This is a genomic window from Salegentibacter salinarum (assembly GCF_900168115.1).
Taxonomy (GTDB): domain Bacteria; phylum Bacteroidota; class Bacteroidia; order Flavobacteriales; family Flavobacteriaceae; genus Salegentibacter; species Salegentibacter salinarum.
The window spans coordinates 186688-202860 of the sequence record NZ_FUZC01000003.1 but is presented as its reverse complement, the minus strand read 5'-3'; the positions used below and the strand labels follow the sequence as shown (position 1 = coordinate 202860).

11 protein-coding genes are annotated in these 16173 nt (G+C 34.8%); 5 read left to right on the top strand and 6 right to left on the bottom strand.

The window, feature by feature from the left end; all coding sequences use genetic code 11:
* Positions 1 to 131 precede the first annotated feature (131 nt).
* Both B5X53_RS05530 and B5X53_RS05525 read right to left on the bottom strand, forming a co-directional pair.
* Positions 132 to 1400, bottom strand: a complete 1269-nt coding sequence (locus B5X53_RS05530; RefSeq protein WP_079712246.1) for a hypothetical protein — start codon at positions 1398 to 1400, stop codon at positions 132 to 134.
* The gene (locus B5X53_RS05525; RefSeq protein WP_079712245.1) at positions 1397 to 2425 is read right to left on the bottom strand and encodes a nucleoid-associated protein; all 1029 of its coding nucleotides are present in this window, start codon (positions 2423 to 2425) and stop codon (positions 1397 to 1399) included. Before B5X53_RS05525 ends, B5X53_RS05530 begins: the two co-directional genes overlap by 4 nt.
* Before the next feature lie 598 nt (positions 2426 to 3023).
* On the opposite strand from B5X53_RS05525, the gene B5X53_RS05520 reads away from it, so the two are divergent.
* Positions 3024 to 3251 carry a hypothetical protein gene (locus tag B5X53_RS05520; protein ID WP_232764129.1) on the top strand — a complete coding sequence of 76 codons (228 nt, stop codon included), beginning with the start codon at positions 3024 to 3026 and terminating at the stop codon, positions 3249 to 3251.
* A 92-nt stretch (positions 3252 to 3343) separates the two neighbouring features.
* On the opposite strand, the gene B5X53_RS05515 is transcribed toward B5X53_RS05520, so the two are convergent.
* Positions 3344 to 3610 (bottom strand): helix-turn-helix domain-containing protein, encoded by a 267-nt coding sequence (locus B5X53_RS05515; RefSeq protein WP_234999242.1) that lies wholly within the window; start codon positions 3608 to 3610, stop codon positions 3344 to 3346.
* Between the two features lie 695 nt (positions 3611 to 4305).
* Between B5X53_RS05515 and B5X53_RS05510 the strand changes: the two genes are divergently transcribed.
* The 3 genes from B5X53_RS05510 to B5X53_RS05500 are packed head-to-tail and all read left to right on the top strand — an operon-like array spanning position 4306 to position 11556.
* Complete coding sequence (locus tag B5X53_RS05510; protein WP_079712243.1) at positions 4306 to 7299, top strand: SusC/RagA family TonB-linked outer membrane protein; 2994 nt, start codon at positions 4306 to 4308, stop codon at positions 7297 to 7299.
* A 9-nt stretch (positions 7300 to 7308) separates the two neighbouring features.
* On the top strand, positions 7309 to 8703 hold the full coding sequence (locus B5X53_RS05505; RefSeq protein WP_079712242.1) for a RagB/SusD family nutrient uptake outer membrane protein: 1395 nt from the start codon (positions 7309 to 7311) through the stop codon (positions 8701 to 8703).
* Between the two features lie 3 nt (positions 8704 to 8706).
* Complete coding sequence (locus B5X53_RS05500; protein WP_079712241.1) at positions 8707 to 11556, top strand: M16 family metallopeptidase; 2850 nt, start codon at positions 8707 to 8709, stop codon at positions 11554 to 11556.
* Between the two features lie 73 nt (positions 11557 to 11629).
* Here B5X53_RS05500 and B5X53_RS19295 read toward each other — a convergent pair whose 3' ends face one another.
* Genes B5X53_RS19295 through B5X53_RS05485 form a run of 3 tightly spaced genes read right to left on the bottom strand, consistent with a single transcriptional unit; the run spans position 11630 to position 13458 of the window.
* Positions 11630 to 12094, bottom strand: a complete 465-nt coding sequence (locus B5X53_RS19295) for a DUF6520 family protein (RefSeq protein WP_232764128.1) — start codon at positions 12092 to 12094, stop codon at positions 11630 to 11632.
* 47 nt (positions 12095 to 12141) lie between these two features.
* Entirely contained in the window at positions 12142 to 13065 is a 924-nt protein-coding gene (locus B5X53_RS05490; RefSeq protein WP_079712240.1) for a helix-turn-helix domain-containing protein, read from the bottom strand.
* A 21-nt stretch (positions 13066 to 13086) separates the two neighbouring features.
* On the bottom strand, positions 13087 to 13458 hold the full coding sequence (locus B5X53_RS05485) for a DUF7793 family protein (protein ID WP_079712239.1): 372 nt from the start codon (positions 13456 to 13458) through the stop codon (positions 13087 to 13089).
* Positions 13459 to 13682: 224 nt separating this feature from the next.
* Here B5X53_RS05485 and B5X53_RS05480 point away from each other — a divergent pair, with 224 nt between their 5' ends.
* Complete coding sequence (locus B5X53_RS05480) at positions 13683 to 16100, top strand: aminotransferase class I/II-fold pyridoxal phosphate-dependent enzyme (protein WP_079712238.1); 2418 nt, start codon at positions 13683 to 13685, stop codon at positions 16098 to 16100.
* The last annotated feature ends 73 nt before the right edge of the window (positions 16101 to 16173 follow it).

Below are 16173 nucleotides of genomic sequence, written 5' to 3'. Positions count from 1 at the left end.
TTAATGCGAAAATTTTGTATTAAAAATGGGAGTAGTTTACTTGGAACTTAGCTCAGTTCTGTATTATGTCTTGTCCTGAATCACTGTCCGCTTTCCAGCGGAATGGGTGTCCGTTTTCACCGGATTGTGCATTATGCAACGTTTTTTTCTTGCCACACTTTATTTTTAGTAATTCCCATCAGAAATAATATTCCTAAGCATATCATAAATAACGCCGTAGAATTCAAACCTAGATAATTTAAAATCAATCCAATTATAAACGTATGACCAACTGATAAAATCCAGAAATACGATTCACAAATAATTTCAAGATTTGTAATTCTAGTAGAGACTCTGCTTTTTATTTTTTTAAAGCTTTCTATCTGTTCAGGAAATTTGGTAAAGAACCTATTTTTTTCAAGAGTTTTATAATCTTCCTTGGATAAATGTTTTATGTAATCTAAATCTCTAAAATTCATATTCAATAATAGAATTAAGTAAATTGTTGTCAGAAATAAAACGATAGCCAGTACATACAAAAAATCATTATTATCCTTTATTCTTTGTAAGGCAAATAATGTTGATGCAACAACTATTGGAAATCCAATAATCTGTTGAGTAATCTTCTTTAAAATGTCTGAAACTTCACTGAAATATTTAGATTTATATTCATCGTAATCTTTCCTTATTTGATCTATGGAAAGATTATTTATGTAAACTTCAAACGTGATTTTAGCATCCTCAATAACTTTATCCAAATTTTGGAAAAGTAATTTCATTCTTTCTTTACTATCATATCTTTGAGCTTGTTCAATCAAAGAACTTTTAAGAAATCTTGGTAGATTATTTTTTTCTGAATCAAAACATTTTTCAAATTGGAGTAGGGCATTTGAATAATCAAATAAAGGATCAAAATTTGGAATTTTTTTATCATAATTTAAAATCAAACGACTTCTTTCCTTTAAACTTGTTATTACAATTTTTCTCGTAACATCATTTACGTAATCGATGAAATGGAAACCATCTTCACTTTCCTTATCTTTTGATTTTATAAGTTCAATGAATTCTAGAAAGCTTTGAGCATTCTTAAAAAAATAATAGTTTTCCTGTGATACGAAATCAACGAATATTTCCGTAGAAATTTTACTTAAAGTTTTACCATCATAATCAATAATTAATACATCTTCGTTTCTTTTTACGTTATCGATAGTTAGGAAATCCTCTTGTGAATTATAAATTTTAAAACCTAAATCCTTATACTGAATGTTCAGTTCTTTATCTCTTATTTTTTCCTTATCAATTTTTTTATCATCTAAAAATTCTTGAAGTGGCTGATTAAAAGGAAAATGTATGTAATCAGATTTTAGCTCGTATTTCAGAGCGTGTATAAATTCAAGAAGTTTTTTCTGAATCTCAATCATTTGTTTTGATTGTTAGCATTATTTAACTCATTTCTGAGAGCATTAGCAAATGAATTTGATTCTATGATAACCAAACTTTGATCATCATCCGAAAAACGTACTTTATCTTCGAAAGTGCCTCGGGAAATTTTAAAACTAATACCATCTCGGTTGACTTCCAATTTCACAAAACGTTTTAATTGTCTAGTATTATATCTAAATTCTGTATCTATTATAATATTATTTTCGTTAGCATAATCATTTATGGTATCAGGATCATCGTAAAAATGTTGACTTAGATCTCTTAAATTGACAATTTTGTTCGGATTACTACTAACATAATTAAATACTAGATTTCTAAAGTTTTCTATTTCATATTCTTCATCTGTTTCTGGATTAATTGGGCGCTCTATTTGAGTAATTATATTATAAAGTTGCTTTGTATATTCACTACTACTTTCTAATTGTTTTATCGAAATCCAGTTTTTAAAGTATTCCGATATTTCTTGTTGTCTTAATTGTGTTAATGATAGATAATGATCCTCATCTTCAGTATATCTGTCTAGATTAATTCGACAAGCCATTGCCAAGTTTCCTGTATCAACATATTCAATACTATTTATTGAAAAAGAATTAGCCGTCTTGCTTAATGTTTTACCCTCTGTATCGCGTATAAGGAAAATTCCTATGTAATTATTATCAATACTTTCATAATCTGCGAAAACAAAATAGCCCCCTGTTGCCAAATTCACAGGTTTAATAAATCCTTCTAAATTTCCAATAAGATTTCTTGTCAATGCTATAAATTGTTCATCATTTTGATCTGTCGCCACATATTCTTCAAATTTTTCGGGAAAATGCTTTCCTTCTTCATCGTCAAAAATGGCATATAACACTTTATCTCTATTATAGCTTTTATTTAAAGCATCAATTAGGCCCATTGAATTTTCATCAATATCAACTAATTCTTTGGACCTTTGTAAATCTGTTTCATTCGAACCACTTTCTTTGGCCAATTCATGAATAATAATTTTGTTTAATTGCATAGTTATTTGGTTAGTAAAAATGTTGCATAACTTGTTAGACCCGATACAATATACTCTTTAATAAGATGTATTTCGGGATAAACGCAGGTTTATAAACCTAACGATAATTATTAAACGTGGATTACGGTAACCCGTAAAATATACCTAATCCAACATTATTTTAAACTCCTTAGTACTAGCTCCATCTTCGAAGGTTCAAAAATGCTTAATTGTTTAGGATTCTTCTGCATAGGAACAATGATGAGTTTTTCGGACCCAGGTATATCCTTAGTGTTACAATAGTACCATTTACAAACACCAAATTCTCCAAATTCCTTCTCTTCTATTTCAACTACATTCAGTGTTTGAATATCCTTATAATTCTTCCCTTGCGAAATAATTATAATTTAATCCTCACTAATTTCTATTGTTCACTACATAAATTTAATTTCATAAGACTCTATGATATGTGCTGTGGCGGGACTTATAAAAGTTTGGCTCATTAAAGCAACTAGAAAGAGAAGAAAAATAATTAATTTAAACACCTGTAATTAGTTTTCCTAAAAATCAGGAATATTTATTTGGCAGTCAAGGTGGTTTTTCCCCTAATTTGAAAATTATGACACTTTACGAATTCAAATTATTACTTGACGAAGAACAATATAGATTGCTATTTAATAAAGGTGATTTTCTAACCTATAGACTCGAACCAAATTCAAGGTTCGCCTTATATGCTTTAGAAAAGTTCTTTGTAGAAGTTGAGTATAACCGTAAGAATAATAAAATTGTAAATAAAGTGAGTTTTGTGAGTGGTGAGAAATTAGATATTTATTCATCTAAATTCTAGATTTAAAAGAAGTCATTCACACAAATTAAAATTAATGAACAGAATTGGTCTTTATTTTAAAATACGATCTAAGGAATAATGCCATTTTTAATTTAATAGTCTTTCATATTAAATTGAAAAAGTTCATTAATTGTGACATTTAATTCTTTAGCGATTAACAAAAGGGTTTCTAATGTTGGATTAGTATTCCCACGTTCAATTTCTCCGATTGTTTTTTTTGCGTGCCCTGTACGAAGTCCTAATTCTTCTTGGGAAATTACTTTGTTTGTTCTAGGATCTATTATCTTTTCTCGAAGTTCAATAATCCTCAACCCCAGTGCTTTCTTCTCTTTTATGAAAATTTTTGTCGTCATTGGCATAAAAATCCATCTTTAAAGAGAAAATTTAGGATACATATATGTATCCTTTAGTATTTTTTATTATATTTACCTGATATTAATATATTTGCGAAACTTCTTAAAGTAAAATATTAGAAGCATTCGCTTTGAATCTCGGACAGAAAACTGGTAATTTTTAAGCAACGAGATGATAAGCAGATTGCTCACGACCCGGGCGTGGGCTCTCTTATCGTTGCGCGGTATACCAGTACCTCTGTTCGTTAAGTTGAGTCTCCACGCCTTTTTTGATTGTAAACTCTTCTTAATTTTCAAAGTAATCTTCTACAATTTATAAGTCTCGCTTTATGCCCTTACATTATAATTAGGCCAAAGCGGCCGGCGGTAGCTATTACTGTATTCACTAATTCTCTCGTTTGCGGGAACGAGAAAATCTTATAAACAATCCCGTGGGTTGCTGTTATGTGCCCTATTATTTAATAACAGCTTTGGGTGGGGCCTCTTTGAGGCACTGGGAGTATTAATTTGGGTTAATAGGTGTTAACGAATAGGGTCGTTAAGTTTTAAAAAAAAAAGAAATTGTTTATGAAAAGAAAAGTGAATTAGCCTTAGTTAAAGGTATTAAGCTAAAAAGCCTTCCCTTACTAAAGATTGGCGTCTGAGTGGGGAAGGCCTAAGCTTAAATAAAACAATGTTTCATTTAAATACCACACGAAATTATGAAAAATAATTATTCGCGCCTTAAATGGGTGGCGCTAATTATTCTTGGCGGGATACTATTCTTTCTGTCCAAGGCTGCATTTGCAGCAACTACTATTCCCCTGCCCTTGCAGAAAGAAATCTCGGGTGTAGTAGAAGATAAAAACGGACTTCCTATTCCAGGCGTGACCGTAACGGTTAAAAATACCAATAGAGGAACAGTAACTAACCTGGATGGCGAGTATAACATCACTGCTCCTGCCAATGGCATTTTGGTTTTTTCCTATATAGGTTTCAGAACTGTAGAAATCGCGGTAGAAAATAATGCAGAGATAAATGTTCAATTGGAAAAAGATGTTGCCTCACTTGGCGAAGTAAAAATTAATGCTGGTTATTATACCACTACTGAAAGGGAACAAACAGGGAATATTTCAAGAGTTACTGCAGAGGAAATAGAACTGCAACCGGTGGTGAGCCCAATACAAGCCTTACAAGGGAGAATGGCCGGGGTAGAAATAACTCCGGGAGGCAGTAATCCCGGCACCGCTTCAACTATCCGAATAAGGGGCACAAACAGCCTTCGTGAAGAAGGAAACTACCCTTTATATATTATTGACGGGGTTCCAATAAATTCTACACCGGTAGAAACCAATTCAATAATAGGAACAGCTGGTATAGACCCACTAAATAACTTAAATGTTTCTAACATAGAGAGTATAGAGGTATTAAAAGATGCCGATGCTACTGCTATATACGGGTCGCGGGGAGCTAACGGAGTTGTTTTGATTACCACTAAAACCGGGAAACAACGTGGAACAGGTCTGGAAGCCAGGTTTTATACCGGCGTAGCCACAGTTCCCAATCGGCTGGACCTATTAAATACCGAAGAATATCTGGAAGTAAGAAGAGCAGCTTTTGAAAACGACGGGGTTGAACCTACAGCACAAAATGCTTATGATTTGGTAACGTGGGATCAGGATCGCTACACCGACTGGCAAGACTTCTTTTATGGTGGAACTGCTGAAACCACCAATGCCAATCTCTCCTTTTCAGGAGGGAGCGATAAAACTTTCTTTAGATTAGGTGGCTCTTATTTTTCTCAGGGCACGGTCTATCCAGGAGATAATACTTACAATAAAATAACTGGTAATTTTAACCTTGACCATTCATCTGAAGATGAAAAACTAAAACTCAATTTTTCTGCGAATTACGGGGTGGATATAAATGATCTTTTCTGGAGCAATAGTATAAGTTCGTCAACAGTTTTATTGCCTCCAAATGCACCTGATCTTTTTACTGAAGATGGTAGTTTAAATTGGGAAGAATGGGCAGTAGCAGATTTAGAAAACCCTCTGGCCGGTTACTATAATCGCGGCAGAACGGAAACCAACAATTTATTGTCAAACCTTGGTTTATCCTACCAAATTCTAAATAACCTACAGGTACGATTAAATGCCGGTTATACATATTATGAAAGTCAGGAATTAATGAAACGCCCAGGCAGGTCGTATAATCCTTCGGCAGGAGAACCTAACAATTCTTTTCATTTAAATTCCCATAGAAAATCCTGGATTCTTGAACCTCAGTTGATCTTTAATGACAATTTCGGTGATGTTAATTTAGATGCTATAATAGGTGGAACCTTTCAGGAAAATACGAATAGCCAGGTTAGATACCAGGGAGCCGGTTATGTAACGGAATCACTTATTGGCAATTTAGATGCAGCTGAACGGGTAATTAATGCTTCAAGCCAAACAAACCAGTACAGATATGCTGCAGTCTTTGCCCGGATAGGAACAAACTGGAAGAGGAAAATATTTATAAATTTCACAGGGCGACGTGACGGCTCTTCCCGCTTCGGACCGGAAAATCGTTTTGCGAATTTCGGAGCAATAGGTGCTGCCTGGATTTTTACAGAGGAAGAGCTAATTAAAAATGCGCTGTCATTTCTGTCATTTGGAAAATTAAGGGGTAGTTATGGTAGTACTGGAAATGATCAGATTGGTGATTACGGTTACCTGGATTCATACGAGGCAACCCCTGGCCCTGGAGGATTATACCCCGTTTCCCTGGCTAACCCCTCATTTTCATGGGAAGTTAACAAAAAGCTGGAAGCCGCACTGGAATTAGGTTTTTTCAAAGACAAACTGAACCTTGGGATAAGCTGGTACCGCAACCGTTCTTCAAACCAATTGGTAGGATATCCCTTGCCCGCTATTACGGGGTTCAATACCGTTCAGGCAAATCTTCCTGCCACAGTAGAAAATAGCGGTTGGGAAGTGGAAATATCTTCTTTGAATTTTAACTCAGATAATTTTCACTGGCAGACTTCATTAAATTTTAGTATCCCAAAAAATAGGTTAGTAAGTTATCCCGGTATTGAACAGTCTTCGTATGCAAATACTTATCGAATTGGTCATCCTGTAAACATATCACTTTTATATAGATATGAAGGAATTGATCCAGAAACGGGATTATATCAAATTGCGGATATTAATGGTGATGGAAGTTTTGATTATGAAGACCGGGTGGTAATCCAGGATTTAACCAGAGAATATTACGGCGGAATAAATAATAACCTCAGTTTTAAAAATTTTAGCCTCCAGTTCTTATTACAGTATGTAAAACATGAAGGTATGGTTTCCTTTTTTAATGCCGGTAGACCTACCAATCAACGGGATGTGGTTTTAGACGCTTTAAATTCCAACGAAGATTACCAAAGAATATCTCAGTTACCAGCCTTCAGTCAAGCTTATAACAATGCTATAAATTCAAATTTAACTATCCAGGATGCTTCCTTCTTACGGTTAAAAACATTTTCGTTAGGCTATAATTTACCGGAAAGTCTTCTACAATCAACCGGATTAAGATTAAGGGATGGAAAATTTTTTCTTACGGGGCAGAACTTGTTTACAATTTCTCCTTACGAAGGTTTAGATCCTGAACTTTCATATTCCAGCACTTCATTTGGAAACCTTCGGACAGTAACTGCCGGTCTTCAGTTTAACTTTTAATTAAAAATTATGTTCATTAAAAAAAGAATAAAACAGATAATTGTAGTTTTTATCGCTTCCATTTCAATTGCCTGCGAAGATTTTGTGGAGGTTGATGCCCCCGATTATAAAATTATAAGAGATGATGTTTTTAGTAGTGAAGAAACGGCTAAAAGCGCTATGACAGGAATCTATAACGAGTTATTCAGGACATCATTTAGTAATGGTTCTCCATATAGTGTAACAGTTTTGGGTGCCTTGTCGGGAAACCTCTTAAAAAATATAAGGGAAACCAACCTTACTCGTATGGAATTTCATCAACACCAAATAACTTCTGAAAACACCTCAAATTTGTTCTTTTGGACCAGTGCCTATAATATGGTTTACATTACGAATGCCTTTTTGGAAGGATTGCAATCATCCGAAAATATAGGATCGGAGGTTAAAAATCAGTTAGAGGGGGAGGCTAAATTCGTGAGGGCCTTTACGTATTTCTATTTAGTTAATCTTTACGGGGATGTTCCACTTGTACTCACCACTGACTACGAGCAAAATGAACTTGCTTCTCGAACTTATTCCGAGGAAATTTATACGCAAATCATACTGGATTTAGAGGATGCAATTGAAGTTTTAACGAGCGAAAACCAGGATATACGGACCAAAGTTAATAGGTATACTGCTATGGCTTTGCTGGCCAGGGTTCATCTCTACAACCAGCAGTGGCAAATGGCTGAAGAATTGAGCAGTCAGGTGATTTCGAATAACTCCTATGTCTTATTAGGAGAATTGAACGACGTTTTTCTGGCCAACAGCCAGGAAGCTATTTGGCAAATATCTCCCGCAGGAAGAGGAGCGGCAACGACCCATACCAATGAAGGTAATTATTTTATTATAGATCCTGTTTTTTCATTCCTGGCAAGTGTTCAACTAGATGAAAATTTTATCGAATATTTTAATGAGAATGATCTTCGATTTTCAAACTGGATCAGCTATAATGAAAGCCTTAACGCTTACTTCCCCTATAAATACAAAATATGGAATAGTAATGAGCAGCCAAGTACGGAGTATTCTATGGTGCTACGATTAGCCGAACAGTTTTTAATAAGGGCTGAGGCTAGACTTATGCAAGATAATTTTACCGGTGCAATAGAAGATATTAATACCATTCGACACAGAGCAGGCCTGGCACCACTTTCTAATACCAATAATCTCGAAACCGAAGTACTTCTTGATGAAATAATGGAGCAACGGAGCAAAGAATTATTTACCGAATGGGGTCATAAATGGTTAGATCTTAAAAGAACAGGCAGGTATGAAATTTTGTGGGAAAATGACCCATTATGGGAAGATACAGACCTACTTTATCCCATTCCTGCAGAGGAAAGAATGAAGAACCCTAATCTAACCCAAAATCCTGGATATTAAATTATGAATTCATTAAAAACATTAGTAGTCTGGAGCTTGATATTCTTATGGATTCTACCAGTGTTAGCACAAACTGCCTACCATAATTCTGAGGATAGTTTGACTCTGGATAAAAGCATAAGAACAGGTGTATTAGATAATGGCCTTACTTATTTTATAAAACCTCTGCAAAATTCTAATCAACAAATAACCATGAATTTTCTAGTAAAAGTAGGATCCCAAGATGAGCAACAACATGAGTTAAATTTCGCTCATCATATTGAACATCTATCCTTTAGACCGAGCGATAATTTCCCTGATGGTCTTAAAAATAATTCTAAAATATTGAGCCAGTTTGGAATGAAAATGTATGATATTTACGGAAGAACAGGCGCCGGGGTTACACGATATTTCTATAATGTTCCCTATGAAAATGAGAAGGCAATAAATACTGGTTTACTCTGGTTTAAAGACATTGCTTCAGGTCTGGACCTTACCAAAAAAAGTATAGATAGGGAAAGAGGTGTACTACTGCAGGAATATCGAGGTGGTGTGGCCAGTCGTGCTCAAACAACAGCGTACAATGATGTGCACAGCACACTCTTCTCTGTAGTTAATAGCAAAAAATCTTTTTCTTCACATAATAGAAATTTTCCGCACCAGGATTTACAAAAATTTTATAATACATGGTATCAACCGCAGCGAATGGCTGTGATAATTGCTGGGAATATAGAAAATACTGAACAACTAGAAGAAAATATTAAATCCATTTTCCAGGAATTAAAGTCCTCAGAAAATAAAGTAGAACCCAAAGGAAAGGAACAAAGTAATCCAAAGAGTGAAAAGAATTTCACAAGCGTTGTGCGAAATTCAAATGGAAATTCTGCATATGAGTTTAAAGCTGTCAACATGTATCTTTTTTATAAGCATAAGGTCGACAAAAAAAAGGATGAAGGGTTGGGCAGACTACAAAGACAAATACAAGGAGAAATTGTTACGGATATACTTAAAACGAGGTTTAATGAAAGTTCTAAGATAGACGATAGAACAACTATCTATAGTTCATATACCCCTGTTTGGAATATCCCTCGAGATATGTTAACTATTACTATCAATACTGAATTGCAATATGAAAAAGTAGCGCTGGAGAATACTTTATATATTTTAAGACAATTCGTAGAATATGGAATTACAGAAGAAGAATTTAAAAACGCCAAGGATAATATTTTAGAAACCCTAGAATCTTATGATACTTCAAAAAACCGATATTGGGTAAACGAAATAGAAGATTATTTTGTAAACGGCCAAGCCCTACCGACTAATAAAAAGGAAATCATTATAAATTGGCTATCAAAACTTTCCAAAGAGGAAATAAATCGTCTAATAAAAGAAATAATAAAACCTTCACCGGATAAGATGGGCTTGATATTTCCTGAGGACAGCGAATCTCCTTTGTCCTCAAAAGAAAAGACCCAGGAAATAATTAAGAAAAAAGCTATGGAAAAAGTGTTTCCATATAAACCTAAATCTGAAATAAAAAGATTATTGAGCCAAAACCAAATGGATTCACTGCCAATTGGTAAAAAATTGAACGCCAAACCAGGCAAATTAGACACTGAAATTTATTCACTAAAGAATGGATCGAAACTCATCCTAAAACCAATGAAAAGCACAAATTCCAACGCTTTAACCATTCGGGGATTTTCACCATTTGGGGCTTCTTATTTTCCGAAAGAAGAATACAACAGTACAATGTTTGCTACATCAATTATAAGAAGCTCAGGAGTCGGATCTTATGAAAAGAAGGATTTAAAAAAAATTTATGAAAATACCCAATCAATAAAATTGGGTTTTAATCCTTATATCTTCAGTAATGAAAGTGGTTTTGAATCTGAAGTATCTATTAAAGAACTAGATAAATTTCTTCAGCTTTTATATTTATATTTTACAAAACCCCGTAAAGACCAGGCAGCTTTTGAAAACTGGAAAAAAGGATATTTACAGGATGCTAGATATATTATAAACCCCTCAAAGGACCTTATTGATGCTTTGAAGAAAGTAACGAGAGACTCCACAAGGCTTCCCATAGCCTCAGATTTGGTAAAAGCATCTCAAAGGGTAAATCTTAATGTAGCACATAGAAATTATCAAGAACTATTTGGGAATATAGGGAACTTCACTTTTATTGTTACAGGTGATTTTGATAGTGATGCGGTGCTCACCGCTTTTCAGAAATATGTAGGAAATATTCCCTCCAATTCAAAAACAATTTGTACTGATAAAAACAAAGCAATTGAGATACCTGATGGTCCCAAATATTATGAGCTAAGCGCCTCAGACCTTTATGAAACAGAAAATTCATTTTATGGAATAAGATTTGTTCATAATCCTCCAGACAAAAAAGTTTGGCAAGAAGAACTAAAGATTAGGGTACTGGGCCAAATGCTTAATAGTTTAATATATGACTTAAGGGATAAAGAGGAACTTTCATTATATACAATTAGTGCTGGTGCCTATTTTGATAGAAGGACACAGCGATTTGAAGTACAGTTTCGTTTCAGCTGTCTACCTGAACAATTACCTATCATAAGAGAAAAAACAAATAAAATAATTGAGAATTTAAAAGAGGCTGATATTTCGGAAAAAGTATTTGAAAATCAAAAAAACAGAATAAGATCTATTTACACACCCCAGGCACTCAATCAGCCTTCTTATATTGCAAGGAAGTTGTATCGATATTACAGATTTGAAGAACCTCCGATACCATCATCAGCTATAGAAAATTATCTCAAAGACCTAACTTTTAAGGAAATCATTCAAACAGCTAAAACATATTTAAAACCAGAATACATGCACGAAGTAAAAATGGAATAACATTTTTTTAAAATTATCAATAATTAACCCATTGCAGCTGTGCTCCAATGGGTTAATATTCAAACCTTACTTTTTAATCAAGATTAATTACAGTAGGCTCCTGATCTGCAGGACTTAACTTTACTGTACCAAGATCCATTTCATCATAGACATCATAGACAGGTCCTCCTGCACCAATCTGAACTCGACAGTTTTCCTCAGTTCCCTGGCATTCCTGCTCAGGTATCGACTGCCAATTATCATTACCCAGATAAATAAAATCAGTAGTTTGTACATCTGGCTTTGGCTCAGAATTAACGCTTGCAAAGGTCAATCCTATGGCAAAAATTATTGCCAACATCGGTAAAATTACTTTTAGATATTTCATAATAAAAAGTTTTAATATACACCTACTCTTTGAAGGATTTTCGGCATCTCCTACTTTCTGCGCAAAAAGATTTGTAACGTTTCTTTTATGGTGTAAATATTCCAGTGCATTACTGAAAATTGAAAGTAGTATAAGCTTATGGCTACTATCATTTACAATAGTAAATTTCATCAAATAAGCTCAAAGAAAATGGTCGCTAAAGCCGAAAAACTATTCTGTTATTGAATTGACCAGGCATTTTTGATTCTATATTGCGAAGGCGTCTGACCGTATTGAAGCTTGAAATTTTTAGAAAAATGCGAATGATCCTTAAAACCGCATTTCTGCATAATTATGGAAATAGGTAATTCAGTACTTCGAATTAAAAGGGCACCTTTTTCGAGTCTTTTTTTCATATGGAATCGGGGTATCGTAGTGCCGTACATCTTCTTGAATTCTTCTTTGAGCTTGGTTTTATTCGTACGGTGTATAAGTCCTAATTCCTTAAGGGAGGGCAGTTCCGTATGTAGATTTCGAAGAATATAGAGACGAACTTGCTTTAGCAGTATTTTTGTAGCGGCACTTTCCTTCTTTTCTGATTTTGAAGACCGGGCGGTATTACTATCTTTCTCGTCCTCCTCTTCTTTATTTCCGAAACGAAAAGCGGTAATTACATAAGAACAGTCTGAATTGATGCCCGTCATCTTTTGGATAGTACAGGGAGCTCTATATAGGCTTTTATTTTCAGTAATAAAGTCTAAAGAAATTAATCGCTGATAGGGTTTTTCACCATTTGATTCAAGTTCCTCTTTTAAAATAGTTACTGAATTATTGGAAAGAATTTCTGAAACCGGCCTATCAATTTTTTTTTCATCCCATTTCAGGATCTTGGGAGTTTCGTAAGTATAGGAAGTTATATGATAATTTTTATCCAGAAATATTGAAAAATGAAATTCCGGATGTTCTCCACGTTGCTGGGGTTTAAAACAGGAATTATAAATTTCCTCGGACATCATATTGAGTAATACTGCAACAGTATCTAATGGATCTCTACGACCGGATGGCTCCTGGCGAAACATAAAATTACCACAGGCAATTTCGATGATTTGCTGATACAGAGAATTGAATCTCATTTTCTCCTCATTGCTAATTTCTTTTTTCATAATTATTGTTTTATTGAAGGGTTACTTTTTATAGTCTTGCAAGAACGAAAGCGCTTCTTCCTTATCTGTAAATACCCGGGTAGGATAAGCCGGGCTGTTTGTTTTTATAAATAATTGAGTGATTACCATGGCGTGCTCATCTTCTACAAGCAGGGCTAGTGCGGTGGTCATATATGCACCTTCAATGGCTAAATAATCCCTGGCTTGTTTTTGTGCAATGGTGACGGCCCTTAGATCACAAAATATAGGATATGAATTTTCATTCTGCAGCTGTAACCGCTGGCTTACGATCTGTTTGGCCATACTCCTATTGATCTCATAAATTTCTTTATAGACAAAGTAGAGGATCCCATTGGAAATCCACATTTTTGCATAAGTACCATCCACAACCATCCCGTAATAATTTGGATATCACTAATATAGAATAAAATTTCAATACGTCTTACCAGAACATCTTCCTTGATTTTATATACTATGTTATAAAGTTATTCTCATAGGATTTAATGGTATTTGAACGAAAAGCCGTATAACTGTTCTGAAAAGACCTTTTATTATAATGGTCAGAATTTCAATAGATATTTATCATAGCTTGAAAAGGAAATTTTCATATCAAAGTTATGGCTAAGATTAAACACAATAATTTCCTGGATACGGTTGATGAAGTAGTCACTAATGCAACCAATGCGGGGATAATCCATCTCCATGCAGAAGGCAGGGAATTAAACGGACGGCGTATTACCATTAACGGCAAACCTTCCTATCACTTCGGTACTACGGGTTACCTGGGCCTTGAACAAGATAAAAGGTTAAAATTGGCAGCAATAAATGCTATTGAAAAATACGGAACCCAGTTTCCGTTATCCAAAACATACATTTCACATCCGCTCTATGCGCCGTTGGAAGAAAAAATTTTCCAAATGTACCAGCACCCCATACTCATCACTAAAAACAGTACGCTTGGCCATTTAGCAGTAATTCCCACTGCTGTAAGAGCTGGTGATGCGGTAATCCTGGATCACCAGGTACATTGGAGTGTACAAAGTGCCACGGAGGTTTTAAAATCAAAAGGGGTAACAGTAAGAATGATCAGACATAGCAATATGGATATGCTGGAACACTATATCAAAGACTTAAGAAATAAAGCTAATAAAATTTGGTATATGGCGGACGGGGTTTATTCTATGTACGGGGATTTTGCCCCGTTACATGACCTGATGGAGTTATCCAAAAAGTATGCGCAATTACATCTTTACATTGATGATGTCCATGGAATGAGCTGGAAAGGAAAAAACGGTTCTGGCTATGTGATGTCCGTATTGAAAGATCTTCCACAAAATATACTATTGTTTGGTACTCTGAGTAAAACTTTTGGAGCTAGTGGCGCCATTCTGGTTTGCCCTGATAAGAAATTACATAAAAAGATAAAGAATTTCGGAGGGCCGCTCACATTTTCTGCCCAGTTGGAACCTGCCTCGGTTGCTGCTGCAACTGCTTCAGCCGATATTCATTTATCCCCGGAAATCTATGATTTACAATCAGATTTGGAGCGAAAAATAAATTACTTCAATCATTTACTGGAGTTATCAGATTTGCCGCTGGTACACAAAAATGCTTCTCCGGTATTTTACATTGGGACGGGGCTACCGGCCACAGGGTATAATTTTGTAAGCAAAATGATGAATGCCGGATTTTTTGTAAACCTTGGGTTATTCCCGGCCGTTCCGGTTAAGAATACCGGGGTTAGAATAACGATTTCCAGGCATAATGAATTGAAGGATATCCAAGCCTTGGTAGATTCTATGAGCTATTACTTTCCCTTGGCTATGGAGGAAACTCATACTGATTTAACCAGGATTTATAAATCATTTGGAATTCAGGAAACTGAAAAAAATAATACTATAGGTACACAAGTTGAGGAACTAAATCTGGAATCTACGGAAACAATTCAACAGATAAATAAAACGGAATGGGATACCTGTTTTTCCGGAAAGGGTATATTTGACTGGGATGGCCTTAATTTTTTGGAGAAAGTCTTTACCAGTAATAATTTAAAGGAGCATAATTGGGGATTCCATTACATTACGATAAAGGATAAAAATGGTAAAATTGTTTTGGCAGCATCTCTTACCAGTGCGCTTTTAAAAAATGATATGCTTTCTGATGCTAATACCTCAAGAGTCATCGAAGAAATGCGTGAAGAGGATCCCTATTATATGACCGATGTCGTTCTATCCTTAGGCTCGGTTTTTTCAGAGGGAGCTCATTTGTTTTTAGACGATGATCATCCTTTACATATTCGCTCGATGCGGTTATTTCTGAAGAAACTTGATGAAATAAAGACTAAGATGGGGGCTAAACTTATCATTTTAAGGGATTTTGAAAAATCAAATACGTTGAACACTTTCTTTCACGAGCAAGGATTCATATCCATAGATATGCCCGACTCCTGTGAAATTGCCAATTTCAACTGGCGAAATGAAGAACATTATCTTTCTACACTCAGCAAACGCTCCAGGAAACATTTCAACAAGGATATCAAGGCATTTGAGAATTATTTTCAAACCAGGATTGTAATCTCACCTACTCCCGAAGAAATTGACAAATTTTATACGTTATTTGAAGAAGTTTGGAGTAACAATTTAGGAATTAACATTTTTAAATTTCCTAAAAAGCTGTTTTCTAAAATGGTTAAAAGTCCGAAGTGGGATTTTCTAACGTTATATCTTAAAGCAGAAAGTCCTAACATTTCGGATAAGATCGTAGGCGTGATGTTTATAACGCGATCCGGAAAAACTTTTATACCCGCTTTTGTAGGGATGGATTATGGATATAATGAAAAATTCAATATCTATCGCCAGCTATTATACCAGACAATAAAAACGGCCGGAACTTTAAAATTCGAAAAAATTAAATTTGGCTTTAGTGCCAGCTTTGAAAAAAAGAAATTGGGAGCCACTTTAATACCTAAAATAGCCTATGTTCAGGCGGATGACAACTTTAGTCTTGAAGCTTTAGATTGGCTACAAAAAGATTAACCCCCCTTTGAAGCATATTTTTTAATATTTACCCTTTTAAAAAGCCGTATTGAAAATAGCACAGCAGAGGCAT

What these genes read in the sequence shown, in the direction of transcription:
- B5X53_RS05515 (WP_234999242.1), bottom strand. Translation starts at nt 3,610, where the DNA reads ATGCCAATGACGACAAAAATTTTCATAAAAGAGAAGAAAGCACTGGGG.
- B5X53_RS05485 (WP_079712239.1), bottom strand. Translation starts at nt 13,458, where the DNA reads ATGGTTGTGGATGGTACTTATGCAAAAATGTGGATTTCCAATGGGATC.
- B5X53_RS05480 (WP_079712238.1), top strand. Translation starts at nt 13,683, where the DNA reads ATGGCTAAGATTAAACACAATAATTTCCTGGATACGGTTGATGAAGTA.
- B5X53_RS05530 (WP_079712246.1), bottom strand. Translation starts at nt 1,400, where the DNA reads ATGATTGAGATTCAGAAAAAACTTCTTGAATTTATACACGCTCTGAAA.
- B5X53_RS05525 (WP_079712245.1), bottom strand. Translation starts at nt 2,425, where the DNA reads ATGCAATTAAACAAAATTATTATTCATGAATTGGCCAAAGAAAGTGGT.
- B5X53_RS19295 (WP_232764128.1), bottom strand. Translation starts at nt 12,094, where the DNA reads ATGAAATTTACTATTGTAAATGATAGTAGCCATAAGCTTATACTACTT.
- B5X53_RS05510 (WP_079712243.1), top strand. Translation starts at nt 4,306, where the DNA reads ATGAAAAATAATTATTCGCGCCTTAAATGGGTGGCGCTAATTATTCTT.
- B5X53_RS05490 (WP_079712240.1), bottom strand. Translation starts at nt 13,065, where the DNA reads ATGAAAAAAGAAATTAGCAATGAGGAGAAAATGAGATTCAATTCTCTG.
- B5X53_RS05520 (WP_232764129.1), top strand. Translation starts at nt 3,024, where the DNA reads ATGACACTTTACGAATTCAAATTATTACTTGACGAAGAACAATATAGA.
- B5X53_RS05500 (WP_079712241.1), top strand. Translation starts at nt 8,707, where the DNA reads ATGAATTCATTAAAAACATTAGTAGTCTGGAGCTTGATATTCTTATGG.
- B5X53_RS05505 (WP_079712242.1), top strand. Translation starts at nt 7,309, where the DNA reads ATGTTCATTAAAAAAAGAATAAAACAGATAATTGTAGTTTTTATCGCT.